Origin of the sequence: Trinickia caryophylli, assembly GCF_034424545.1 — a bacterium.
In the GTDB taxonomy this organism is placed as follows: Bacteria; Pseudomonadota; Gammaproteobacteria; order Burkholderiales; family Burkholderiaceae; genus Trinickia; species Trinickia caryophylli.
The window spans coordinates 2419235-2442910 of the sequence record NZ_CP139970.1; the positions used below are offsets into that span (position 1 = coordinate 2419235).

Consider the following 23676-nt stretch of genomic DNA (forward strand, 5'->3'; position numbering starts at 1 on the left):
ACCTATTGGGGAGCGTTATCGAGCCTGTTCGGCGTCGGTTTCGAGGCTGCCTTACTGCGTTCGACGACCACCGGCACCTCGATCGGCCGCTCGTTGCGCTTGCGTTGCACGACGAGCGGCGGACATCTGCGGTCGTTCCAATAAGTCACCTGGCAATCGAGGCAGTGATGGCACTCGTTGTGGTTGATCTTCCCGGCCTTGTCGATGGCCTGCACTTCGCATTCGTTCGCGCAAAGCTGGCACGGCTGCCCGCATTCGCGGCGCCGGCGAAGCCAGTCGAAAAGACGCATGCGCGCGCCGATGGCGAGCCCTGCGCCGAGCGGGCATACGTAGCGGCAATAGACCTTGTTCGTGAATGCGGAGGCGGCCACGAGGATCCCGGCATAGAGGACGAAGCCCCACGAGCGCATGAAGTGCAGATCGATGGCGGTCTTGAAGGGCTCGATTTCGGCGTAGCGCTCGGCGAGATTGATCGACTGCAGCGAGAGGCCGAAGAGCACGAGCAGCACGATGTATTTGATCGCCCACAGACGTTCGTGGATATGCATAGGCACTTCGAACTGCTTCACCTTGAAATGCCGGGCGAGCTTGTTGACGAGGGCCTGCAGTGCGCCGAACGGGCAGAGCCAGCCGCAGTACACGCCCCGCCCGATCAGCAGCATCGCCACAGCGGCGAACACCCACAGAATGAAGATCAGCGGGTCCATGAGGAACGTGGACCACTGAAAGCCGTGCAACACCGAGCCGATGAACGCGAAAATGTTGACGACCGACAACTGAGCGAGCGCGTACCAGCCCAGAAAGCCCACGGTGTAGACCAGGAAGCCGGTGCGTATCCGTTCGAGCAGTTTCGGACGCCGCGCGAACCAGTCCTGGAAGACGAGAATGGCCGTGAGCAGCGACAGACCGAGTACGAGCGCGGCGATTTCGAAGCGGCGGCGGTACCAGATCTTCACCCACATCGGGGCGCCGCGCCCCGGTTCGGCGAAGATGCCGGTACGAGGTTGCGCGGCGGCGGGCGGCGGCCCGTCGAGGTATTCGGCCGGCATCTGATAGCCCGCGTCGAATGTGGTGTAGATGCTTTCGAGCGGTCCGATCTGGCGCCGCACGAGTAATTGCAGCGTCCAGGGCCGGCCCGGTTCGAAGCCCGCGCTCTGGCGCACGAAGAAGATCGCCATTTCGCTGAAGGCCGGCATCCCCGGCAGCTGCGCGTCGACGAGCGGTGCGAAATCGGTGTCGTGAAAGAGGATCAGCTTGTTGTTCTGCACGACATGCAGGCGATCGAAAATACCGCCGCGCACATAGCCGAGCCCTTTGAACGAGTAGCGGCCATTCGCCATGACGGCGATGGCCTCGTCACCGGGTTTCATCTGCTTCACGAGATCGGCGTAGGCGGTGTCTCCGAGCAGATTGCGGCCCACGGTGGGCGGCGTGATATCGGCGTAGTAGAGATCGGTGAAACCGCCGGGTGCCGCGCCCGCTTCGACCGCCTCGCTACTGTCGCTGTCGCTCGCGCGCTTCGCATCGGGCAGTTTCTTGAATGCCTCGATGACCTGCGTGCCCGACAACTGCAGGCGCCGGATCGCTCCGTTGCCCGTCAACTGGGTCCAGTCGGCGGGCCGATAGAGATCGCGCCGCACCGCGGCCGAATGATGACTCTGGCCGGCTGCCTCCCCGGCCACGAGCTTGCGCGAGACGGCGACCTTGAGGGCCGCGTCCATGATGGTCTGATTGACGGCCATCGCGGTAACCGTCGCGCTGCTGATCGCGTCGATGGAGACGCTGCCGGGCCCGCCTCCGCCGCCGACCACGATATCGTCGGTCACGCGGTGCCCGATATAGTGGGCGACGAAGTCGTACAGCTTTTGCACCGGTATGCCCACGAGCAGGATCGGCTCGTGTTGTTCGAGCACTTCGGTGCCGACGATGCGGCCCTCGCGGTCGATGGCCACGAGAATGTCGATCGGCTCGCCGGAGTAGGCGGGCACCGGTGCGACGAGCTTTGTCTCGAAGACGTAGCCGAGCACCGTGTCGCCCTGGAAGACCGGCGAAGCGGGCGGCGTACCGCTTTGTTCGCCGAAGCGCGTGGCCGAGGGGAAATAGCCGCGCACCTGCGGATAGACGGTGTCGATGGTGGCGGCATTGGCAACGGCGCCGACGAGCGCGAGCAACGCGAGCAGTGCGAGCCGCGCGAGCTGCGCGAGCTGCGCGGCAAGCCGGGGAAGAACGTTGCGGCCACGTGTGGACGCGGCCGGCTCCGGGTGCGGAACGATCATGAGAAGACCCTCGCTTCACCGGTTACGAGCGGCAGATCGCGCGAGCGCCAGCGTGTCTTGCCGTCCCACGAGAACGTGAGCCACTGCTGGCCGAGACTCGACGCGAATGCGGCGAGCCGCGGCAGCGTCATCGAGAACGCGGCCACGCTCGCCGCATCGGTATCGATCGACGACGGGCCCATGACCGTGACGCTCGAGTAGCGATTGGGCGAGTAGCCTGTGTGCGGGTCGATGATGTGAAAGAGCTGATGATCGGCCGTGAAGAACACTTCGTAATTGCCCGACGTCGAAAGGCCGCCGTTGCGCAGGCGCACGACCGCCGCGACTTTGTCGGGATGCTGCGGATCGACGATGCCGACGTTCCAGCTGCGCTGCGCATCGGCGCCGCAGATGGCGTGCACCTCCCCGCCGGCGTCGACGAGTGCATATTCGATACCGGCACGGCGCAGTGCGGCGATGCCTTGATCGACGACGTACCCCTTCGCGATGCCGTCCAGCGTGATTGCCATCGACGGGCGCAACAAGCGGATGCCCGCATCGTCGAGCTGTACCTGGCGATAGTCGACGAGCTGCTCGCGTGCGGCCACCTTTGTGCGCAGGGCCGGCGACAGCGCGAGCGGGCGCGGCTGCTGGTAGAAATAATCGAGTACGGGGGCGACGGTGATGTCGAAGTCGCCATCCGAGCGCGCTGCGATGGCTTGCGAACGGGCGACGACTTCGCGCACCATGGCCGGCGGACTATCGAGACGGCCGGTGCGGTTGAGCGCGAAGACCGGGCTGGCGGGATCGAAGCGCGACAGCGTGGCGGCCGCGGCGGCCATCGCCGCGAAGGCTGCCTCGATGGCCCGATGGGCGGACTCGGTGTCATCGGTCAAGACGTTGACGGACACCGATGTCTGCATCAGCGTGCGCTCGCGGCGCACGCGAATCAGATCGCGGCTCAGTTTGAAGAACTGATAGCCGCCCGCCGCCACGGCGCCCCCGGCGAGTACCGCGCCGGCCGCTGCCTGAACGAGGCGCCGCCGCGCCGGTGACGAGAGATCGTCCATTGCCATGCCCCCTCGCGTGCGATGCCTCAAGCCTTAGGCGTATAGGCGACGCACCAGGCTTTCGGCGCGATGGAGCCTTCGACCACCTTGCAGGTGCCGTTCGCGGTGGCCGACGGGCCCGGTTCGTATTGAATGCAATTCAGGCAAAATTGCGCGCCGTGCGGCTTGTCCTGATAGAGCATGCCGGCCTTGCCCGCTTTCGCTGCGCGCGCTTGCGTCGGGCGTAGCAGCGAGCCGACCGCGATGGTCGTGGCGCCTGCCACGAGCGTTTGCTTGAGCATTACGCGCCGCTTCGCGTCGAACTTCTTGTCATGGCTGTCCATGGTTTCACTCCAAGGTTGGCTAGAAAAATCGGATGTCCGGGCGAACGCGCAGGCGTACGCCTGCCATCTGCCTTCGTCGAGACATAGAGGCATTGATACGAATCGTTCGATACGAAAGCGGCCGCCTTCGGCAAGAAGGTGTCGGCTTCTTTCGATATTCAGATTCGATGCAATTCCGTATGCGTGAAATTCACGCGAATGGGTGGCGCTTGATTTTTATCAAGTCGATGCGAATGTAATGGTCTCGATTCGTACCCCTGTCGATGCCCGGGCAATGACATGCGATATGGCTTGCCTGATTGCTGCATTCTATATGCGTGTTTAGCATAGTGCGGCACAGGTGCTTCGTTTCGCGACATCACGCCGCATCGGAACAGCTGCGGGAATGCGCGGCATCCAGCCCTTTTGGGGGGGAGCCGGGAGTTCTGTCGCTCTTGAACCGGTTTTATCGGGATTTTATGCGGAGAGGCAATAACGGCGAAATGCGAAGGCGGGTAATTATGCCCGCCATGTGTCGATGTTTCAGGGTTTATTGATCTGCGTCATCGTTCGTTCGATTGAATCGTGAGCATGGATTTTTGTTCGGCCCCGACGGGCCGCTCCGAAATCGACAGCGACATCGAGGCACCGACATCGAGGCGCCGGCATCTGCGGCCTCCCCCTCGGCGCAGGCCGGCACGCAGTCAATCCCAGATATTCCGGAATGCCACGGCCACGATGACGGGCACGGTCAACACGAGCGGAATGGCGAAGTAGGGCACTTCGAGATCGACGATCCACGTATAGACCAGCCAGCCGATGCCGAGCGCGAGCGTGGCAATACCGACCAGCGCGGTCAGCACGTTCAGCATGCGTTTGGATGGGCCCTTGCGGGCTGGCTTCGGATCGGGGGCGGGAGCGTTCATACCAGCAATTATGCCGAGTTGGCCAGTGTAGCGCCGCTGCCCGCGTACGATTGATTGCCCTGCCGGGGGAGGCTTGAGCCTCAGCGTGCGGCGAACGCGAACCACCCGGCACTGGCGCCCGAGCGGCGCGGGCGCCTCGATGCCGCGGCCGGCGCGAAACGTGCGCTCGCCGCGGCACGCACGCGGCGCATCGCGGGTTTGACGATGAGCGTGCGCAGCGAGAAGCGGCGTGTGCCGCGCCGCGCGCCCAATGCGGCGGCGAGCGTTTGCAGCCAGGTGCGTACGATGCCGCCCTGGAGTTCGTGTTCGGCCCGGGCGCGGGCGAGCCCGATCGCGCGGGCCGCATGATGGCGCAGCGCGCGTATCAAGCCGCGCCGGGCCGGACGAGCGGCGCGCAGCACGGCGTGGCCGACGCGGGAAGTCAATCGTCTGTGCATGGCGGAAAGGGACGGAGCAAAGCCGCGGATGATGGGAGATGCCGCGTTCGATGCACCAACCGTGCCATCGCGCGATAGGCGGCCAGGGCGTGGGCGCTCGGGTGCGGAAGCTTCGGCCGCGCGACGCCGCGGGCCGACGAGAGCAAAAATCGACATGGATACGAGCCTACACGGTTCTTGTGACGCGTGTAAGTCGGGCTCCACCTTAGCGCAGCCGATGAACCTTGGCGGTGCGCAGGCACGGAGTTGGCGCCGGCTTTACAATAAAACGTTTCCGATCAACGCCCGCCGAACGGACCGTTTCATGCCAGAGCATTCCAAGAAGGAACAAATCGAGGCGCTGCGCGAGCGCGGCTTCGTCGTCGTGCGCGGCCTCGTGCCGACCGAGCGCTGCGACGCCATCAAGTCTGCGGCGATGCAGCAATTGCGTGAGGCGGCGCAGCCGCTCGAATACGAGGCCGATTTGCGGTATCCGGGTGCGCCCGATTCGAAGCAGGCGCCGGGCGGGCATACGGTGCGGCGGCTCCTGGACGCCTACGCGCGGCACGAAACGATGCGCGCATGGGCGATTTCGCCGGAGGTGCGCGGCTGGATGGAGCTCTATTTCGGCGAGACGCCGCACCTCTCGCGCGCGCATCACAACTGCATGATGACGAAGCATCCGGCCTACGGCAGCCTGACGGGCTGGCACCGCGACGCGCGCTATTGGTCGTTCGAGCGCGACGATCTCGTTTCGACATGGCTCGCGCTCGGCCGCGAGTATGTCGACAACGGCGCGCTCTGGTTCGTGCCGGGCTCGCATCGGATGAGCTTCACGTCGGAGCGTTTCGACGACGCCAAGTTCTTTCGCGGCGACCTGCCGGAGAACCGCGCCATCATCGAGACGGCTGTCTCACCCGAGCTCGAGCCCGGCGACGTCGTGTTCTTCCACTGCAACACGCTGCATTCGGCCGGCCGCAATCTGTCGAACGATGTGAAGTTTTCGCTCGTCTTCACCTATCACGGCGCGAGCAACGTCCCGCTGCCGGGCACGCGCTCGACGTCGAAGCCCGAGGTGACGCTCTGAGCGCGGTGCGCCCGGCCGGCCTCAGCCGCGGCGGCCGGCGCTCGACGAGATGAGCCCGATGAGTCCCGCCAGCGTGGCCACGACCCCGCCCGCGATGAGCCAGATCGTCTTGTCGGTGGGGGCGCCCGTGAACATGCGCGACATGTCGTTCGTGAACGAGTGGAACGACTGGCCGCCGAAATAGAGCAGCACGACGCCGCCCGCAATTAACGCAATGGAAATCGCCTTGATCATGGAGGTTCCTGTCGATGGCATTGAACGGCGCAGTGTATGAAAATTGCGCCGCCGGTGTCCATCCTTTCGCGTGATACCTCCGCTTCCCGAGAGCGGCGGCTCGCGTTCAACGTAGTCGACTTTAGTTCATGAGGACGCACATGGCTTACGAAGCCGCTTCGAACCGATACACGCAAATGCAGTACCGCACATGCGGACGTTCCGGGCTCAAGCTGCCCGCGCTTTCGCTCGGGCTGTGGCATAACTTCGGCGATGCGACCCCGCTCTCGACGCAGCGCGACATTCTGCGCACGGCGTTCGATCTGGGCATCACGCACTTCGATCTGGCGAACAACTATGGTCCTCCTTACGGCACAGCCGAAACGAACTTCGGGCGTCTGTTCAAGGACGATTTTCGACCTTACCGCGACGAGCTGCTGATTTCGACGAAGGCCGGATGGGATATGTGGCCCGGCCCCTACGGGCAAGGCGGCGGTTCGCGCAAATACGTGCTCGCGAGCCTCGACCAAAGCCTGCGGCGCATGGGGCTCGACTATGTGGACATCTTCTATTCGCACCGTTTCGACGCGGAAACGCCGCTCGAAGAAACGGCCGGCGCGCTCGCGAGCGCGGTGCAGCAGGGCAAAGCGCTCTATGTCGGCATTTCCTCGTACTCGGCCGGCAAAACGCGCGAAATGGCCAGCCTGCTTGCCGAATACAAGGTTCCGCTGCTCATTCATCAGCCCTCCTACAACCTGCTCAACCGCTGGGTCGAACGGGAACTGCTCGATGCGCTAGGCGAAACTGGAACCGGTTGCATCGCCTTCACGCCGCTCGCGCAGGGCCTGCTCACATCGAAATATCTCAACGGGGTGCCGGCGGACGCCCGCGTGAACCGCCCGGGCGGCGGCTCGCTGCAAGCCGGGCATCTGAGCGAGCAGAACCTCGAGCGCGTGCGCAAGCTGAATGCCATTGCCGAGCGGCGCGGCCAGAGCCTCGCGCAAATGGCACTCGCCTGGGTGCTGCGCGATGCGCGCGTCACCTCCGCGCTCATCGGCGCGAGCCGCGCCGAGCAGGTGCGCGAGAATGTCGCGGCGCTCGCGAATCTCGCGTTCTCGGAGGAGGAGCTGGCCGAGATCGATCGGCATGCCACCGAAAGTGGCATCAACCTGTGGGAAAAGCCGTCGACGGATCAATCGATCCGCTGACGCACGGCGCACCCATCGTGTCGCGGCGGGCCGGCGCCCGAAACGGCGCGCCGGTGCGCGCTGCTACATCAGCGCGGGCAGCCCTTCGACGAGCACGACCGCGAACACGACGCCGAGCAGTGCGCCCAGCACGCGCAGCGTGTTGTGAACGAGGCCGGACGAGGTGGGCAGCGCGCCGAGGAAAAGTGCGCCGGCCAGCGCCATCGGAATGATCAGGATGAAGTCGCTGACGGTGAAGTTGGTCGGCATGCTCGTCTCCTCCTTCTCGTAGTGGCCGTGCGGCATCGATGCACCGCACGTTGATCGAGTATAGGAGACGCGCGGCGCCGCGCGCCGGCCCGTGTGGCCGGATCGGTGCTGCGCCGCAGCGCGGAGGCTGGCTGCGGCTGGCGGAGGCCGCGCTGCGCGCAACGCTCGCGCCGGTCCGCGCGTGAGCGGCGCTCGCGCGAAGGCGCGTGCGCCGCCCGATGCGCCGTTCAGCCGCGCATGTCGGGCTCACCCAAGCGGTTCCCGCCGGGGGGGCGCCCGTGCTCGGAGGGCCGCCCGCTGCTGGACGGTGCGGCATCGGGCGCCAACTGCTCGATTGTCCCCGGCGCACCAGCGGTACCGAACTCGGGCGGCGCGGCGGTGCCGGCATGGGCCGTCGTCGCGGTGGGTTTTACATAGCCGGGACCATGCTCGCAGCCGCCCAGCGCGGCCAGCGCGGCCATGCTGGCGGCGAGCGCGCCCGCCCGTTTCGAGAGCCTGCTCATCGGTTGCCTCCTTCGCCTGCGCCGCGGGCATGAGTGCGTCGCATCGGGTTGCCCATAGGTATCATCGTAGGCGTCGATCGCCGTCAGTGCTCGCTCCCGGGCGCCGCGCACGACAGGTTCCTGTAAAGACGAAACCAGGAATTGACGGGAGATCGCCCGTTACATTCCCCTTTCCAGGCAGCGCAGTTCAGGGAACAATGGATTTATGCGCCACCCGGTTGGGGCGGACCTGGGATGTACCCGTCATCCCGGTCAGCCCGTACCTTCCGGCGGCGCGTGCGCTTTTAATTTATCCACTCGAAAACGGGGGAAACATCATGCAAATCGGTTCGATCGTCAGGTCCGTGCACATGGCCGTGCCGGCTGGCGCGCGCGGCATCGTCATGCGCATACTCGGCGATATGGCCATGGTCGCCTGGTACGCCGGCGAACCGGGCGCCTCGCTGCAATTGAACACGGAACCGTTCTTCCTCGAGGATCTCATCGATACAGGCGAACTCGTCGCACGCCCGGCTGGCGCGCTCACACACTGAGCAGCACGCTCGAAGTCTGCTGCTCCCAGGCCCGAACCCGCAGCAAGCGGCGGGCCGCGTTCGTCTCGATCCTTACTGCCGGCGCAGGCGCCGATGCGGCACAATGCCGGCATGAGCGATCTTTCCTTCGATTCTTCCGACGAGCGCGGCGACACCTCCGCACACCCGTTCACCCGCCTGACGCCCGAATGCGTGCTCGATGCGCTCGATAGCGTACTCGCGCCCACCGGCGTGCGCACCGATGGGCGGCTCCTGCCGCTCAACAGCTACGAAAACCGCGTCTATCAGGTCGGCGTGGAAGACGGTCCGCCCGTCATCGCGAAGTTTTATCGCCCCGAACGCTGGTCCGACGAAGCCATCCTCGAAGAGCACGCGTTCGTTGCGGAGCTGGCCGCGCGCGAGATTCCCGCCGTGCCGGCGCGCGTCATCGATTCCCGTTCGCTGCATACCTTCGATGGCTTCCGTTTCGCCGTCTTCGAACGGCGCGGCGGCCGTGCCCCCGACCTCGACCGGCGCGACACGCTCGAATGGATGGGCCGCTTCATTGGCCGCATCCACGCCGTTGGCCGCAATGCGTCCTATACGGCGCGCCCGGCGCTCGACATCGTCACGTTCGGCTATGAGCCGCGCGACTTCCTGCTGGAACACGATTTCGTGCCGGCCGACGTGCGCGGCCCCTATGAAGCCGCGGCGGCGCTCGCGCTCGAAGGTGTCGAGCGCGCGTTCCAGGCGGCAGGGGATATCGCTTCGCTGCGGCTGCACGGCGATTGCCATGCGGGCAATGTGCTGTGGACCGACGCGGGCCCGCATTTCGTCGATTTCGACGACAGCCGCATGGGCCCCGCGGTGCAGGATCTCTGGCTGCTGCTGCCGGGCGATCGCGCGGACGCATCGCGCGCGCTCGCCGATCTGCTCGCCGGTTACGAGGATTTCTGCGAGTTCGAGCCGCGCGAGCTGCATCTGATCGAGGCGCTGCGCACGCTGCGCCTCATTCACTACGCGGCCTGGCTGGCTCGGCGTTGGGACGATCCTGCGTTTCCGGCCGCCTTTCCGTGGTTCAACACGCAGCGCTATTGGGAGGCACGCGTGCTCGAATTGCGAGAGCAGATCGGCGCCATGCAGGAAGGCCCGCTCTGGCCCGTGTAATACGTTGCGCAGCGCACGCAGCGCGGTAGGCCGGCGCCGCTGGGCGCATGGTCACAGCCTCAGCATGAGACCGATCAGCGCGTGAAAGCGCCGCCCGTAAGGCGGCAGCAGCAGGGCGCGCCCGTTCAGGCGGGCCTGTGTGAGCACGGGCTTCATCTTCGAGAACGTCATGAAGCCCTCGTAGCCGTGATACGCGCCGATGCCGCTCGCGCCCACTCCGCCGAACGGCAGCCCCTCGCACGCGATGTGCAGCAACGTTTCGTTGACCGCCACCCCGCCCGACACCGTTTCGCGCAGCACACGCTCGACGCTGTGGCGGTCTTCTTCGAAAAGGTAGAGCGCCAGAGGCCGCGCGCGCGCGTTCACGTAGCGGATCGCGTCGTCGAGCGTGTCGTATGGCACGAGCGGCAGCAGCGGCCCGAAGATCTCCTCGTGCATCAGCGCGGACGTCTCGGGCGCATCGGTCACGATCGTCGGCACGAAGAGGCGGCGCGATGCGTCGTGCGGCGCATCGACGAGTGGATGCAGCGTCGCGCCGGCCGCGCGCGCTTCGTCGGCAAGGCGCTCGAGCCGCCCATAGTGACGCGGCGAAATGATCGACGTGTAGTCGCGATTGCGCGCGAAGTCGGGGTAAAGCGCCGCCATGCGGCTCCGGGCGCGCGCAATGAAGGCCTGCTCGCTGCCGCGAGGCACGAGCACATAGTCGGGGGCGATGCATGTCTGGCCCGCGTTGAGCGTCTTGCCGGCGACGATGCTGTCGACGGCCGCGGCAAAACGAGCCGAGCCGCCGACGATGGCCGGCGATTTGCCGCCGAGCTCGAGCGTCACCGGCGTCAGGTTTTCGGCTGCGGCGCGCATGACTTGCCGCCCGACGGGCGTCGAGCCTGTGAAGAGCAGATGATCGAACGGCAGCGCGCTGAATGCAGCGCCGACCGCGGCGTCGCCGTCCACGACGCACACGTGATCGCGCGCGAAGATGCCGCCGATGAGCCGCGCGACGAGCGCCGACGTGCGTGGCGTGAGCTCCGGCATCTTGATCATCGCGCGGTTGCCCGCCGCGAGCGCGCACACGAGCGGGCCGAGCGAAAGGAGCACCGGGTAATTCCATGGCGCCACGATGCCGACCACGCCGAGCGGCTGGGGCAGTACTTTCGCACGAGCGGGCCGCAGCCAGATGCCCGTGGCGCGGCGCTGCGGCTTCATCCACCGCCGGCCCGCGCGCAACGCCGAGTCGATCTCGCTTTTCACGAGCCAGAGCTCCGAGAGCAGCAACTCGGCCTTTGCGCGCTGACCGAAATCGGCGTCGAGCGCTTCGGCGAGTGCGTCGCGGTGATCGAGCAGCGTTGCGCGCAGCGCGCGCAAATGCGCCGCGCGATCTTCCCAGGCTGGAAAGGGGGCACGCAGATAGGCGCTGCGCTGCGCATGCAGCAGCGATTCCAGCGTGGCGATATCGGGCAAGTCATGTTTCATGTTTTCGTCTCCCTGGTCTTGCCGGACAAGGCTCGAGTGGACGCTCATCCGGCGAATGCACGCGCGACGATGGCGCCATGATCGAGGCCGGCCGGCAGCGTGCCATAGACGCGGCCGCATCGATCGCTCTCCCCAATGCGCGTCGCGATAAAGGCATCGGCGCTCGGGCCGGGCGCCGCATCGAGCATCAGCACGCCCTGCGCGCAAAGCACGAGTTGCTGCGCGAGCCGTCGCGCCTGCGCTTCGCGCTCCTGCGGCGGGGCTTCGACGAGGCCCGCAAGCGTCCCGAGCGCGGCGGTGAGCGCCGGGTGCCCCTGCGCCTGCGCCCGCCATTGCGCGAGCAGCGCCTGCGCGCCTTGCGGATCGCGCTCGAGCGCACGCAGCACATCGAGACACATGACGTTGCCCGAGCCTTCCCAGATCGAGTTGACCGGGGCCTCGCGATAAAAGCGCGCCATCGGCCCTTCTTCCACGTAGCCGTTGCCGCCCAGCACTTCCATTGTCTCGCCCGTGAATTCGAGGGTGCGCTTGCAGACCCAGAATTTCGCCGCGGGCGTGACGATTCGGCGCCAGGCACGCTCCACATCGGTTTCGGCGGCGGCGCGGGCGGGGTCGGCCTCGGCTTCGATGTGCGCATCGTAGGCGCGCGCGAGCCGCATGAAGAGCAACGTGGCCGCTTCCGATTCGAGCGCGAGATCCGCGAGCACGTTGCGCATCAGCGGCTGATCGGCCAGCAACCGCCCGAAGGCGCTGCGGTGCCGTACATGGTGAATCGCCTGCACGAGCGCCGCGCGCATCAGCGCCGCGCTGCCGATGACGCAATCGAGCCGCGTGTAGTTCGCCATCTCGATGATGGTCGGCACGCCCCGGCCCGGTTCGCCGATCAGTATTCCCCAGGCATCGAGGAATTCGACTTCGCTGCTGGCGTTCGAACGATTGCCGAGCTTGTCCTTGAGCCGCTGGATACGTACGGCGTTGCGGCTGCCGTCGGGCGTGAAACGCGGCACGTAAAAGCATGAGACGCCTTCGTCGCCGTCGATGCGGGCGAGCACGAGGTGCGCGTCGCATTGCGGCGCCGAAAAGAACCACTTGTGGCCGACGAGGCGGTAGGCGCCGCCGCGTCCGCCGGCATCGAGTGCGAACGCCTGCGTGCGGTTCGTGCGTACGTCGGAGCCGCCTTGCTTTTCGGTCATTCCCATGCCGACCATCATCGAGCGTTTCTGCACAAGCGGCACGTCGCGCGCGTCATGCTCGCGTGCGTACAGCTTCTCGGCGAACTGCGCGAAAAGCGCCGGCTCCCGCCGCAGCACGGGGACGCTCGCGAACGTCATCGTGAGCGGACATAGCGAGCCCGATTCGAGCTGCGCGTGCAGGAAGTAGCCCGCGCAGCGCGCCGCCATCGCACCCGCGTGCGGATCCGAAAACGGCAGCGCGTGCAGCCCTTCGGCGCGCAGCTGTTCGAGCAGGCGGTGCCAGCTCGGATGGAATTCGAGCGTATCGATGCGTTCGCCGCGCGCGTTGTAATTGGCGAGTTCCGGGGAGTGGCGATTGGCGAGCGCGGCCAGCTCGAGCACCTCCGGCGTGCCGATCAGTGCACCGTCGCGCGCAAGCGCCTCGGCATGCCAGCCAGCGCCTTCGCGCGCGACGGCGGCGACGAGCGCGGCATCGCTCGTATAAAGGTTGTAATGCGCGAGCGGCGGCGCCTGGTTGGTGACTTCGTGCGTGCTCCACGATGCCTGTCGATTCATGGCAATTGTCTCCGGTGACGGCGGCGCACGCTGAGCGCCGCAGGGCATGCGAGGCGCCTTCGTCTTCTTTTTCGGGGTCGCCTGCGGGCGGTATCCGTTCGAGCATCGGGTGGGGCCGCGCGCCGGGTCTCGCTTTGCTTCCGGCAAGCTGTTTGAACGGCATCGCGCAGGCCGGCGCCGGCCTCCGATGCCCTTGCATGATAGGTTCAGAGGGCCCTTGGCGTTTAGAGGAATCGCTCTCGCAATGGGGGCATCCCGGGCGCCCGCTCGTCTCTACAATGCGCTCGAAACGCATAGCCCGTCCGTGCAAAACGGCCGGGTGCCGCATCGGCTCGAGCCGGGCGGAACGAGGAGGGAGGCAGATGGAATACGACTACATCATCGTCGGTGCCGGTTCGGGCGGCGCCGCGCTCGCAGGGCGCCTCGCGGCGCTCTGTCCCGACGCCTCGATCGCGCTCGTCGAGGCCGGGCCACATACCGATCGCAACTGGCTCGTCAATACGCCGCTCGGCATCGCGGCGCTCGTGCCCTTCAAGCTCAACACGAACTATGGCTACCGCACCGTGCCGCAGCCGGGGCTCGCGGGGCGCAGCGGCTATCAGCCGCGCGGCAAGGGAATGGGCGGCTCGAGCGCGATCAACGCGATGATCTACACGCGCGGGCATCCGCTCGACTATGACGAATGGGCACAGCTCGGCTGCAGGGGATGGGCGTGGTCCGACGTCCTGCCGTATTTCCGCCGGGCGGAAGGCAATGTGCGCGGCCAGAATGCATGGCACGGCGCCGATGGTCCGCTTACCGTTTCCGATCTGCGGTTCCGCAATCCGTTTTCCGAGCGCTTCGTGGCGGCGGCCGTCGAGGCCGGGTTTCGCCCCAATGACGATTTCAACGGCCCCGAGCAGGAAGGCGTCGGCTTCTATCAGGTCACCCAGCGCGGCGGGCGGCGCTGCAGCGTCGCACGCGCCTATTTGTATGAGGTCGAAGCCGAAGGCGAAGCGGGCACGCCGCGCGGGAACATCGCCATGATCGCCGATGCGCTCGTGCGTCGCGTGCTCTTCGATCAGGCCCGGCGTGCGACCGGCGTGGAGGTGGTGCGCGCGGGCCGCGTGGAGGTGCTGCGCGCGCGAGCCGAGGTCGTGCTCGCGGCAGGCGCGTTCGGCTCGCCGCAACTGCTGATGTGCTCCGGCATCGGGCCCGAACGGAACCTGCGCGCACTCGGCATTCCCGTCATAGGCGATGCGCCGGAGGTGGGCGCCAACCTCATCGATCACATCGATTTCACGCTGAACGTGCGCGTGCGCTCGAGCGAACCCGTCGGCTACTCGCTGCGCGGTCTTGTCCGAATGGGCGCGCAGCTGCCGCGCTATCTCTCGCGCGGCGAAGGGCTCTGGTCGAGCAACGTGGCCGAGGCCGGGGGCTTCCTCAAGAGCGATCCCGCGCTCGATCGGCCCGATCTGCAACTGCACTTTTGCGCGGCGCTCGTCGACGACCATAGCCGGCGCCTGCATTGGGGCCATGGCTACTCGGTACACGTATGCGTGCTGCGCCCTGAAAGCCGCGGCAGCGTGACGCTCGCGAGCCCCGACGCGCGCGTGGCGCCCGCGATCGATCCGCGCTTTCTGTCCGATCCGCGCGACGCCGAACTGCTCGCGCGCGGCGTACGGATCGCGCAAAGGATCGTCGCCGCGCCGTCGCTGGCGGTGCCGGGCTCGCGCATGCTTCATGTGGGCACCGATACGTCCGATGCCGACCTCGCCCGCCTCATCGCGCGGCACGCCGACACCATTTATCACCCTGTCGGCACCTGCCGCATGGGCAGCGACGCGCGCTCGGTCGTCGACTGCGAGCTGCGCGTGCGCGGTGTGGAGCGACTGCGCGTGGTGGATGCGTCGGTGATGCCGACGCTCGTGGGCGGCAACACCAACGCGCCGACCGTGATGATCGGCGAGCGCGCGGCCGAGTTCATCGCGGCTGCGCGCCGCGCGGCTCACCAGCCGTCGGCCGTGCCGCCTGCCTTGCCCGAGCGGGTGTAGACGACGTCGTCGCCGGGCTGGCCCGGCAGTGTCTCGCGCGCGACGTCGAGCCACGCGCGCGCCGCGTGCGAGAGGTAGCCGTTGCGGCGCCATCCGATCGCCATCTCCCAGGGAATTTCCGGATCCGACAACGGGCGGCAGGTGAAGAGTGCCGGATCGAGCCGCCGGCAGTAGGGCGCCGGCAGCAGGGCAATGCCGAGCCCCGCGTGCACGAGCGCCGCCATGAAGTCCCAATGGCTGCTGCGCGCGACGATCGTGGGCGTGAAGCCGATATCGCGGCAGGCGCCGATCACCACGTCGTTCAGCGCGAGGCTTTCGCCATAGAAGACGAACGGTTCGCCAGCCAGATCGGCGAGCCGCACGGCGCTCCTGCCGTCCCAGCGGTCGCCCTGGCGGGCGACGAGCCACAGCAGCTGGCGCGACATCGGCAGGACGTCGAACAGTTCGGAGTCGACCGGGAGCAGCAGTCCGCCGAGCTCCAGTTCGCCCGCCGTGAGTGCCGCTTCGATCCCGCGCGAACCCTGCTCGAAGAGCTTCAACTCGATCTTCGGATAACGCCGCTTGAACTCCGCAATGGCCGGCGTGAAAAGCGAGCCGCCCATCGGCGGAATGCCGACTGTCAGTTCGCCGCGCCCGAGAGTGCCGACGTCATCGAGCTCGGCTTGCAACTGCGCGTGGGCGGCCAGCACGTCCTGCCCGCGCTGAAAGACGATCCGTCCCTCGTCTGTCAGCACCATCTGGCGCCCCTCCCGCAAAAGAAGCGGGGCACCGACTTCGTCCTCGAGCGCCTTCACCATCTTGCTGATCGTGGGCTGGGTGACGAACATGCGCTCGGCCGCCAGCGTGAAGCTCTGCTGGCGGACGACCTCGACGAAATAGCGCAGTGCGCGCAACTCCATGGCGTTTCTCTCCCTCGTTTCTCGTTTCTCGTTGCTCTTTGGCGGCCGGGCGGCCGGGCGGTCGGGCGGTCGGGCGGTCGGGCGGTCGGGCGGTCGGCCAGTGTTCCAATTTGGAATGGATCGAATGAGTTTAAGTCATTTTATTTATGACGCTCCTGTCTCTTACAATTTCGACACGGAGTCAATAGGGGGTTGCCATGGCCGTCAAGCGGATGGGGTGTCTCGTGCAAGTCGTCTTGCAAAGTGCGTTTCTGGCTGCGCTCTGGTTCGGCGCGGACTTCGTTTCGCGACGCCTGAACCTGCCCGTGCCTGGCAGCGTGATCGGTCTCGCCGCGCTGCTGGCGCTGCTCTTCACCGGTGGCGTAGCCCCGCGCCGGGTGAAGGCCGGCGCCGACTGGCTGCTCTCGCACATGTTGCTGTTCTTCATTCCGGCTGCCGTGGCAGTCGTGCAATACGGCGGACTTTTCAAAGCCGATGGCTGGCGCCTTGCGCTCGTCGTCGTCGCGGGGACGTTCGCAGTGATGGTGGCGGTGGCGTTCACGGTCGATCAGGCCGCCCGCTTCGAGCGCAGGCTCGCGCTGCGCCGCGTGCGCGTCTCGCGCGGCGTGCCCGGCCACTGAGCCGCCCGCCTCGCTGACTCCCTCTCCCCCGGTTCGAATCTGGAGATAAATCGTGCTCGCTTCGCTCACCCAATCCCCGCTCGCCGCTTTCGGGCCGCAATGGGTCGCGGCGGGCTGCTTCGTGCTGACGATCGTCTTCTATGCATTCGGCAAGCGCCTGTATGCGCGGTTCAAGCGCCCGTGGCTCACGCCGCTCGTGGTGGTGCCGGCGCTGCTCGCCGTGCTCGTGCTCGTCGCGCGGATCCCGTACGCGGTCTATTTTGCGGATACGCGCTGGCTCATGTGGCTGCTCGGCCCCGCGACCGTCGCCTTCGCCGTGCCGATCTACGAGTACCGAGAGCTCATGAAGCGTCACTGGCTGTCGCTCGCCGCGGGCGTGACGGTGGGCATCGTCGTGGCCGTGGGCGGTTCGTTCGCGCTCGCCAAGCTCTTGCATCTGTCGCCTGACGTTGCGCGAAGTCTGCTCACGCGGTCGGTATCGACGCCGTTCGCGCTCGCGGTGTCGGACGAGATCCGCGCACCGAAGCAGTTGACCGCGCTTTTCGTCATCGCTACGGGCGTGACCGGCATGCTGCTCGGCGAACTCGTGCTGGCGTTGCTGCCGCTGCGCACGCGGCTCGCGCGCGGCGCGCTCTTTGGCGCCGCCGCGCATGGCGTGGGTACCGTCAAGGCCCGCGAGCTGGGCAGCGAGGAAGGCGTCATCGCCAGCCTCACGATGATGATCGCGGGTGTGGTCATGGTGCTCATCGCGCCGGCGATCGGCGCGATTTTCGGCAACGCGCTCGGCTGATCCGGATTGCCGGCGCGGCCCCCCGCGTCTCCTCGCGCCCGCTCGCGGCGGTGTTTTCCGGCATCGCGCGCGTCGGCTTTTTTGCTACAATCGCTGCGTTTCCGAGGAGCGTTGCGACGGACCACTCCGCCAGGCTCGGAAACTTCACTCGGACCCCCGGTGCGGCTTATGCCCCGGCGGCTCCCCTGAACGGCGCTCACGTCTATCTTCTAGATCCATCTTAGAAAGGAGGGCGTGATGAACGCCGCAGTTTTCGAATCGAACGCGTCTCAGGATTTCGTCGTTGCCGACCTGTCGCTTGCCGACTGGGGCCGCAAAGAGCTCGACATCGCCGAGACCGAGATGCCCGGCCTCGTGCAGATCCGTGCCGAATACAAGGCCGCGCAGCCGCTGAAGGGCGCGCGCATTGCAGGCTCGCTGCATATGACGATCCAGACGGGCGTGCTGATCGAGACGCTCAAGGCGCTCGGTGCGGACGTGCGCTGGGCCTCGTGCAATATTTTCTCGACGCAGGATCATGCCGCCGCTGCGATCGCCAGGACGGGCACGCCCGTTTTCGCCTACAAGGGCGAGTCGCTCGACGAGTACTGGGAGTTCACGCACCGCATCTTCGAATGGCCGAACGGTGAGTTCGCCAACATGATCCTCGACGACGGCGGCGACGCCACGCTGCTGTTGATCCTCGGCTCGAAGGCCGAGAACGACCGCAGCGTGATCGCCACGCCCACGAACGAAGAAGAAACGGCGCTCTACAAGTCGATCGAGCGCCACCTCGCGATCGACCCCACGTGGTATTCGAAGCGCCTTGCGCAGATCAAGGGCGTGACCGAGGAAACGACCACGGGCGTGCATCGTCTCTATCAAATGGAAAAGGACGGCCGTCTGCCGTTCCCGGCCATCAACGTCAACGATTCGGTCACGAAGTCGAAGTTCGACAACCTGTACGGCTGCCGCGAATCGCTCGTCGACGGCATCAAGCGCGCGACCGACGTGATGATCGCCGGCAAGGTGGCCGTCGTGGCGGGCTACGGCGACGTGGGCAAGGGCTGCGCGCAATCGCTGCGCGGCCTCGGCGCCACGGTATGGGTGACGGAAATCGACCCGATCTGCGCGCTTCAGGCCGCGATGGAAGGCTATCGCGTCGTGACGATGGAGTACGCGGCCGACAAGGCCGACATCTTCGTCACGGCCACCGGCAACTACCACGTCATCAATCACGACCACATGAAGGCGATGCGCCACAACGCGATCGTCTGCAACATCGGTCACTTCGATTCGGAAATCGATGTCGCGTCGACGCGCCAGTACACGTGGGAAAACATCAAGCCGCAGGTCGATCACATCGTGTTCCCCGACGGCAAGCGCATCATCCTGCTCGCGGAGGGGCGCCTCGTGAACCTCGGCTGCGCCACGGGCCATCCGTCGTTCGTCATGTCGAATTCGTTCACGAACCAGACGCTCGCGCAAATCGAGCTCTTCACGCGCGGCGGCGAGTACGAGAAGAAGGTCTACGTGTTGCCGAAGCACCTCGACGAGAAGGTCGCACGCCTGCATCTCGAGCGCATCGGCGTGCAACTGACCGTGCTCAGCGACGACCAGGCGAAGTACATCGGCGTCGAGAAGAACGGTCCGTTCAAGCCGAATCATTATCGCTACTGATGATTGGCCGGCCTGCCGGCGCCTGTGGCATGCTTTGCCTCGAGCGGCCGGTGCCGCGGAGGCGGCGCGGCTTGTCGCGACGCCCGCGGGTAGGCCGGCGCATCGGCGCGTGGCCCGACCTCGCATGCCGGCGTATTGCCAGCATGCGGGTGCGTGGCCGCACGCACCGATAACCGAAACGCAGTCGAAAAGGAGCCACCCAAATGACCGTGCTGCTGACCTGGCTGATCAACGCGCTCGCGCTTTTGATCATCACCTACCTCGTTCCGTCGATCCACGTGCGCAGCTTCGGCACGGCGCTCATCGTCGCGCTCGTGCTCGGGCTCATCAATGCGATCATCCGCCCGGTGCTGATCGTGCTCACGTTGCCGGTGACGGTGCTCACACTCGGTCTGTTCATCCTCGTCGTCAACGCGCTGTGTTTCTGGATGGCCGCGTCGCTGCTCAAGGGCTTCGAGGTTTCGGGATTCTGGTCGGCCTTTTTCGGCTCCATCCTTTACAGCATCGTGTCGTGGCTGCTGTCGGCCGTCATTCTCGGCAATCGCAGCCTCGGCTGATCACCGCCGCATCATGAAGCCCATCGAAATTTCTTTCGAATTTTTCCCGCCCAAGACGCCCGAGGGCGTAGAGAAGCTGCGGGCCACGCGCGCGCAGCTCGCGCTGTTCAAGCCCAAGTTCGTCTCGGTCACGTTCGGCGCAGGCGGCTCGACGCAGCAGGGCACGCTCGATACCGTGCTCGAGATGGCGGCCGACGGCCTCGAAGCCGCGCCGCACCTGTCGTGCATCGGCTCCTCGAAGGAAAGCCTGCGCGCGATTCTCGAGCGCTATCGCAGTCACGGCATCCGCCATATCGTCGCATTGCGCGGCGATCTGCCCTCGGGCATGGGCGAGGTCGGCGAATTGCGCTATGCGTCGGAACTCGTCGCTTTCATCCGCGCCGAGTACGGCGACTGGTTCCGCATCGAAGTGGCGGGCTACCCCGAGTACCATCCGCAATCGCGTTCGCCGAAGCTCGATCTCGAGAACTTCGCGCGCAAGGTCAAGGCCGGCGCGGACGCGGCGATTACGCAGTACTTCTACAACGCCGATGCGTATTTCCGGTTCGTCGACGATGCGCGCAAGCTTGGCGTCGATGTACCGATCGTGCCGGGCATCATGCCGATCACGAACTATTCGCAGCTGATGCGCTTTTCCGATATGTGCGGCGCCGAAGTGCCGCGCTGGATCGCGCGCCGGCTCGAGAGCTTCGGCGACGACCGCGAGGCGATTCGTGCGTTCGGACTCGATGTCGTCACGCAACTGTGTGAACGTCTCGTCAGGGAAGGCGCGCCCGGTCTGCATTTCTATACGCTGAACGCCGCCACGGCGTCGAAGGCCATTTGCGAGCGGCTTGGCTACGCGCGCGGCGTTTGACGCCAGGCCTTCGGGCGGGCGCCTCGCTTTGCTGCCCGCGCCAGCCGCGTCGAAGCTGGCGCACCGCTTGCGCGCGGGCGTGTTCCATCGGTTTCGGTTGCCTCGAATGATGAAGCGCCGGCAGGTGCGTTGGCGGGCTCGGCCCGCCGCGCGCATCGGACCGGCGCCCTTGCGACCTGTCTCGGGGGCGTGTCGATAAGGAGCCGCGATGCCCAGCCGTGTCCTGCCGTTTTCCGTCAAGCGCTTCGCCGGTCTGGCGGCGCGCATGTCGATCCTCGTTGTCACCGCATGCGCGGCGTTCGCCTGGCTCGATGCGCATGCGGCTGAGCCCCCGGCGAAAACGCTCGTGTATTGCTCGGATGCGAGCCCGGCCGGCTTCGATACCGCGCAATACACGACAAGCGTCGAAAATTCGGCTGCGGGCTACACCGTCTATGACCGGCTGCTCGAATTCGAGCATGGCGGCACGAGAGTCGAGCCGGGCCTCGCCGAGTCCTGGGACATTTCCCCCGACGGCAAGCGCTATACGTTTCATCTGCGCCGCGGCGTGAAGTTTCAGACGACGGCGTACTTCACGCCCACACGCGAGTTCGACGCGGATGACGTCATGCTGACGTTCGAGCGCATGCTCGATCCCGACAATGCATTGCGCAAGGCGTATCCCGTATCGTTTCCGTACGTCGTCGATCTCGGGCTCGACAAGAACATCGCGAAAATCGAAAAGCTCGACCCCTACACGGTCCGCTTCACGTTGAAGGCCGTCGATGCGCCCTTTTTGTCCGAACTTGCGATGCCATTCACTTCGGTGCTGTCGGCCGAATACGCCGAACAGTTGATGACGGCGGGCAAGGCCGCCGATCTGAACCGCTATCCGGTCGGCACCGGGCCTTTCGTTTTCCGCGGCTATACGAAGGACGCGTCGATCCGCTTCGACGGCAATCGCGATTATTGGAAGCCGGGCGTCGTGCGCCTTGCCAAGCTCATCTTCGAGATCACTCCGGATGCGGGCGTACGAGAAGAGAAGCTGCGCCGCAACGAGTGCCAGGTGATGACCTACCCGCGCCCGGCCGACGTGGCGGCGCTGAAAGCCGATTCCCGCCTGCAGGTGCCCTCGCAGGTCGGTTTCAATCTCGGGTATCTGGCGTACAACACGACGAGAAAGCCGCTCGACAACGTGGATGTACGGCGTGCGCTCGACATGGCCATCGACAAGCAGGCGATCGTCGAGATGGTCTATCAGGGCGCCGCGCAGGTGGCGAGCCACCCGATGCCGCCCACGCAATGGTCCTACGATCCGACGGTGAAGGACGCGCCGCGCGACATCGCGCAAGCGAAGCGCCTGCTGGAGAAGGCGGGGTTGAAGGACGGCTTCGAGTTGACGCTGTGGGCCATGCCGGTTCAGCGCGCGTACAACCCGAACGCGCGGCTCATGGCCGAGATGATCCAGGCCGATTGGGCGAAGATCGGCGTCAAGGCGAGAATCGTGAGCTACGAATGGGGCGAATACGTGAAGCGTGCGCGTGCCGGTGAGCACGACGCGGCGCTGCTCGGGTGGACCGGCGACAACGGCGACCCGGACAACTGGCTCGGTGTGCTGCTCGGCTGCGCGTCCGTGAAGGGCGGCAATTTCGCCAAGTGGTGCTACAAGCCCTTCGACGATCTGATCGTCAAGGCCCGCGAGACGACCGCTCCGGCCGAGCGTGCCGCGCTGTATATGCGCGCACAACGGATTTTCGCTGAACAACGGCCGTTCACGCCGATCGCGCACTCGGTCGTCTATCAGCCGATGCGCAAGGAGGTGACCGGGTTCAAGATCGATCCGTTTGGGCCGACGCAGTTTTGGAATGTGGGATTGCGGTAGGCGAGCGGCGCGACCAACGCTTTGCGGCATCATCGTAATCCCGATCTACCTCGGATCGAGGGTGCCCTACATCACGAGCTTAGCCCTATCGTCCGTTCCGGATTGACGATATTCAGCAGCAGTGCGCTTGCGCACCCTAGCAAGCCAGACACGACCAGGAGAGCCGGAGAGGGGACACCGCTGCCAACGGCGAATCCGAGTATTGCCACACTGGCGGCCGACGCGATTCGTGAGCAAGTCTTTGACCACGCGCAATATTCAATAAAGTCTGGCCCTCGAACACCTGCAATCACTATTTTTTGGATCGACTGTATCTCGAAGCCGTATAAGATGCCCATGATCGCGCAGAGAATCAGTGTCAGCCAATTTTCGTTCGTGATGCCGACGGCGATGGTCGCGGTAGCGGACAGTGTAATGATCACGACGATGTGACGAATTTCCTTGGCCGGTACAACGGTATCACCGGCTATCATCACCGCGATCTGGTAGCTAAAAAACAGCGCGTAAAATATGGTGAGGCTGTTGAGTGAGAAATTGGATTCGCCTTGAAGCTCGATGGCAAGAAGGTACGTAATTCCGGAGAATGAAAAATTGACGGTCAATTGATAGAGTAGCCCCCAGCGCATTAACTTATTTCTGAACACGCCTATGCCGCTATAAAGGCGAGTGGTGTCGCCTTGCTTGCGTGCGGAAAGTGTATTATTTGCTTGGGGCGCGAGCCGAGCGCGGAGCATATAAAACGACCCGACGGAAAAAGCTGCTAGGAGCGGTAGCGCTCCGTCTGGCGATAGATGTCCTTGATTAAGCTTCAGGGCGATGGCCGGAGCGATGGCGAGAGATCCCCGCGCGATAATATTTTGGATGCTTGCCTGTTGTGTTAGATCAATGCCGAATGCATCCCTCGCCAAGAATTGGAGATCGGAGCTCATCGTGCCATCGATGATCGCGGCAAGCTTGAATGTTAAAAACAGGCTGATGGCAATATGAAACTGCCCTCGTGTCAGAGATTCAACGGCCGCGATCCAGATGCAGGTCGCTGCAGGGCGAATAATCGAGCATAACACGAGCCTCTGTCGCTGCGTGCATAGCGACGCGACTGCGGCTCCGGGCAAAGCGAGCGTGAGCTTTAAAAGTGAGTCTGCGACCGGAACTGCTGCAGCCAACTCATAGCGGCCTTCCATTGCAAAGAAAATAAGAAATATTTGTGTGATAACTACATCTAATGCCAAATGAAGGCTGAGGAATGTGCCGGTGGCGATCTTGAGCATGCGGCTT

At 65.4% G+C, this 23676-nt stretch carries 23 protein-coding genes and 1 riboswitch; of the genes, 11 read left to right on the forward strand and 12 right to left on the reverse strand.

Annotated elements, in window-relative coordinates; translation table 11 throughout:
- Positions 1-2: 2 nt before the first annotated feature.
- The 5 genes from U0034_RS10875 to U0034_RS10895 all read right to left on the reverse strand — a co-directional run bounded on the left by U0034_RS10875 (position 3) and on the right by U0034_RS10895 (position 4978).
- Positions 3-2276, reverse strand: coding sequence for a NosR/NirI family protein (locus tag U0034_RS10875; protein ID WP_085228468.1), 2274 nt, complete (start codon positions 2274-2276; stop codon positions 3-5).
- Positions 2273-3331, reverse strand: a complete 1059-nt coding sequence (locus U0034_RS10880) for an FAD:protein FMN transferase (RefSeq protein ID WP_085228469.1) — start codon at positions 3329-3331, stop codon at positions 2273-2275. Before U0034_RS10880 ends, U0034_RS10875 begins: the two co-directional genes overlap by 4 nt.
- Before the next feature lie 20 nt (positions 3332-3351).
- A complete protein-coding gene (locus U0034_RS10885; RefSeq protein WP_158243554.1) occupies positions 3352-3648 on the reverse strand; it encodes a high-potential iron-sulfur protein in 297 nt (98 codons plus the stop codon).
- Between the two features lie 683 nt (positions 3649-4331).
- Positions 4332-4553, reverse strand: coding sequence for a hypothetical protein (locus tag U0034_RS10890; RefSeq protein WP_085228471.1), 222 nt, complete (start codon positions 4551-4553; stop codon positions 4332-4334).
- An 80-nt stretch (positions 4554-4633) separates the two neighbouring features.
- Positions 4634-4978 (reverse strand): hypothetical protein, encoded by a 345-nt coding sequence (locus U0034_RS10895; RefSeq protein WP_233212001.1) that lies wholly within the window; start codon positions 4976-4978, stop codon positions 4634-4636.
- Between the two features lie 316 nt (positions 4979-5294).
- Between U0034_RS10895 and U0034_RS10900 the strand changes: the two genes are divergently transcribed.
- Positions 5295-6056, forward strand: coding sequence for a phytanoyl-CoA dioxygenase family protein (locus U0034_RS10900; protein ID WP_085228562.1), 762 nt, complete (start codon positions 5295-5297; stop codon positions 6054-6056).
- Between the two features lie 21 nt (positions 6057-6077).
- Here the strand turns inward: U0034_RS10900 and U0034_RS10905 are convergent, their stop codons facing one another.
- On the reverse strand, positions 6078-6290 hold the full coding sequence (locus tag U0034_RS10905) for a DUF3185 family protein (protein WP_085228473.1): 213 nt from the start codon (positions 6288-6290) through the stop codon (positions 6078-6080).
- A gap of 140 nt (positions 6291-6430) precedes the next feature.
- Here U0034_RS10905 and mgrA point away from each other — a divergent pair, with 140 nt between their 5' ends.
- Entirely contained in the window at positions 6431-7477 is a 1047-nt protein-coding gene (gene mgrA, locus U0034_RS10910; RefSeq protein WP_085228474.1) for an L-glyceraldehyde 3-phosphate reductase, read from the forward strand.
- 63 nt (positions 7478-7540) lie between these two features.
- Here mgrA and U0034_RS10915 read toward each other — a convergent pair whose 3' ends face one another.
- Complete coding sequence (locus U0034_RS10915) at positions 7541-7726, reverse strand: hypothetical protein (protein WP_085228563.1); 186 nt, start codon at positions 7724-7726, stop codon at positions 7541-7543.
- 227 nt (positions 7727-7953) lie between these two features.
- Positions 7954-8229, reverse strand: a complete 276-nt coding sequence (locus tag U0034_RS10920; RefSeq protein WP_085228475.1) for a hypothetical protein — start codon at positions 8227-8229, stop codon at positions 7954-7956.
- Between the two features lie 317 nt (positions 8230-8546).
- Here U0034_RS10920 and U0034_RS10925 point away from each other — a divergent pair, with 317 nt between their 5' ends.
- Complete coding sequence (locus U0034_RS10925; protein ID WP_085228476.1) at positions 8547-8762, forward strand: hypothetical protein; 216 nt, start codon at positions 8547-8549, stop codon at positions 8760-8762.
- Between the two features lie 111 nt (positions 8763-8873).
- On the forward strand, positions 8874-9908 hold the full coding sequence (locus tag U0034_RS10930; RefSeq protein ID WP_085228564.1) for a serine/threonine protein kinase: 1035 nt from the start codon (positions 8874-8876) through the stop codon (positions 9906-9908).
- Between the two features lie 51 nt (positions 9909-9959).
- On the opposite strand, the gene U0034_RS10935 is transcribed toward U0034_RS10930, so the two are convergent.
- Positions 9960-11378 carry a coniferyl aldehyde dehydrogenase gene (locus U0034_RS10935; RefSeq protein ID WP_085228565.1) on the reverse strand — a complete coding sequence of 473 codons (1419 nt, stop codon included), beginning with the start codon at positions 11376-11378 and terminating at the stop codon, positions 9960-9962.
- Between the two features lie 44 nt (positions 11379-11422).
- A complete protein-coding gene (locus tag U0034_RS10940; protein ID WP_085228477.1) occupies positions 11423-13126 on the reverse strand; it encodes an isovaleryl-CoA dehydrogenase in 1704 nt (567 codons plus the stop codon).
- 362 nt (positions 13127-13488) lie between these two features.
- Here U0034_RS10940 and U0034_RS10945 point away from each other — a divergent pair, with 362 nt between their 5' ends.
- Positions 13489-15159, forward strand: a complete 1671-nt coding sequence (locus tag U0034_RS10945) for a GMC family oxidoreductase (RefSeq protein ID WP_085228478.1) — start codon at positions 13489-13491, stop codon at positions 15157-15159.
- Here the strand turns inward: U0034_RS10945 and U0034_RS10950 are convergent.
- Positions 15114-16058, reverse strand: a complete 945-nt coding sequence (locus tag U0034_RS10950) for a LysR family transcriptional regulator (RefSeq protein WP_085228479.1) — start codon at positions 16056-16058, stop codon at positions 15114-15116. The two genes, U0034_RS10945 and U0034_RS10950, sit on opposite strands and share 46 nt — an antisense overlap.
- 197 nt (positions 16059-16255) lie before the next feature.
- On the opposite strand from U0034_RS10950, the gene U0034_RS10955 reads away from it, so the two are divergent.
- From U0034_RS10955 to U0034_RS10980, 6 genes are all read left to right on the forward strand, one after another.
- Positions 16256-16678 (forward strand): CidA/LrgA family protein, encoded by a 423-nt coding sequence (locus U0034_RS10955; RefSeq protein WP_085228480.1) that lies wholly within the window; start codon positions 16256-16258, stop codon positions 16676-16678.
- Positions 16679-16730: 52 nt separating this feature from the next.
- Positions 16731-17468, forward strand: coding sequence for an LrgB family protein (locus tag U0034_RS10960; RefSeq protein ID WP_085228481.1), 738 nt, complete (start codon positions 16731-16733; stop codon positions 17466-17468).
- A gap of 97 nt (positions 17469-17565) precedes the next feature.
- A riboswitch (S-adenosyl-L-homocysteine riboswitch) is annotated at positions 17566-17673 on the forward strand.
- A 32-nt stretch (positions 17674-17705) separates the two neighbouring features.
- The gene (ahcY, locus tag U0034_RS10965) at positions 17706-19127 is read left to right on the forward strand and encodes an adenosylhomocysteinase (protein ID WP_085228482.1); all 1422 of its coding nucleotides are present in this window, start codon (positions 17706-17708) and stop codon (positions 19125-19127) included.
- 203 nt (positions 19128-19330) lie between these two features.
- Positions 19331-19684 carry a phage holin family protein gene (locus U0034_RS10970; RefSeq protein ID WP_085228483.1) on the forward strand — a complete coding sequence of 118 codons (354 nt, stop codon included), beginning with the start codon at positions 19331-19333 and terminating at the stop codon, positions 19682-19684.
- A gap of 13 nt (positions 19685-19697) precedes the next feature.
- Positions 19698-20540: a methylenetetrahydrofolate reductase [NAD(P)H] gene (metF, locus tag U0034_RS10975; protein ID WP_085228484.1), complete on the forward strand. Its 843-nt coding sequence runs from the start codon at positions 19698-19700 to the stop codon at positions 20538-20540.
- A gap of 265 nt (positions 20541-20805) precedes the next feature.
- The gene (locus U0034_RS10980; protein ID WP_233212006.1) at positions 20806-22401 is read left to right on the forward strand and encodes an ABC transporter substrate-binding protein; all 1596 of its coding nucleotides are present in this window, start codon (positions 20806-20808) and stop codon (positions 22399-22401) included.
- A 71-nt stretch (positions 22402-22472) separates the two neighbouring features.
- Here U0034_RS10980 and U0034_RS10985 read toward each other — a convergent pair whose 3' ends face one another.
- A complete protein-coding gene (locus U0034_RS10985; RefSeq protein ID WP_085228486.1) occupies positions 22473-23669 on the reverse strand; it encodes a hypothetical protein in 1197 nt (398 codons plus the stop codon).
- Between the last annotated feature and the right edge of the window lie 7 nt (positions 23670-23676).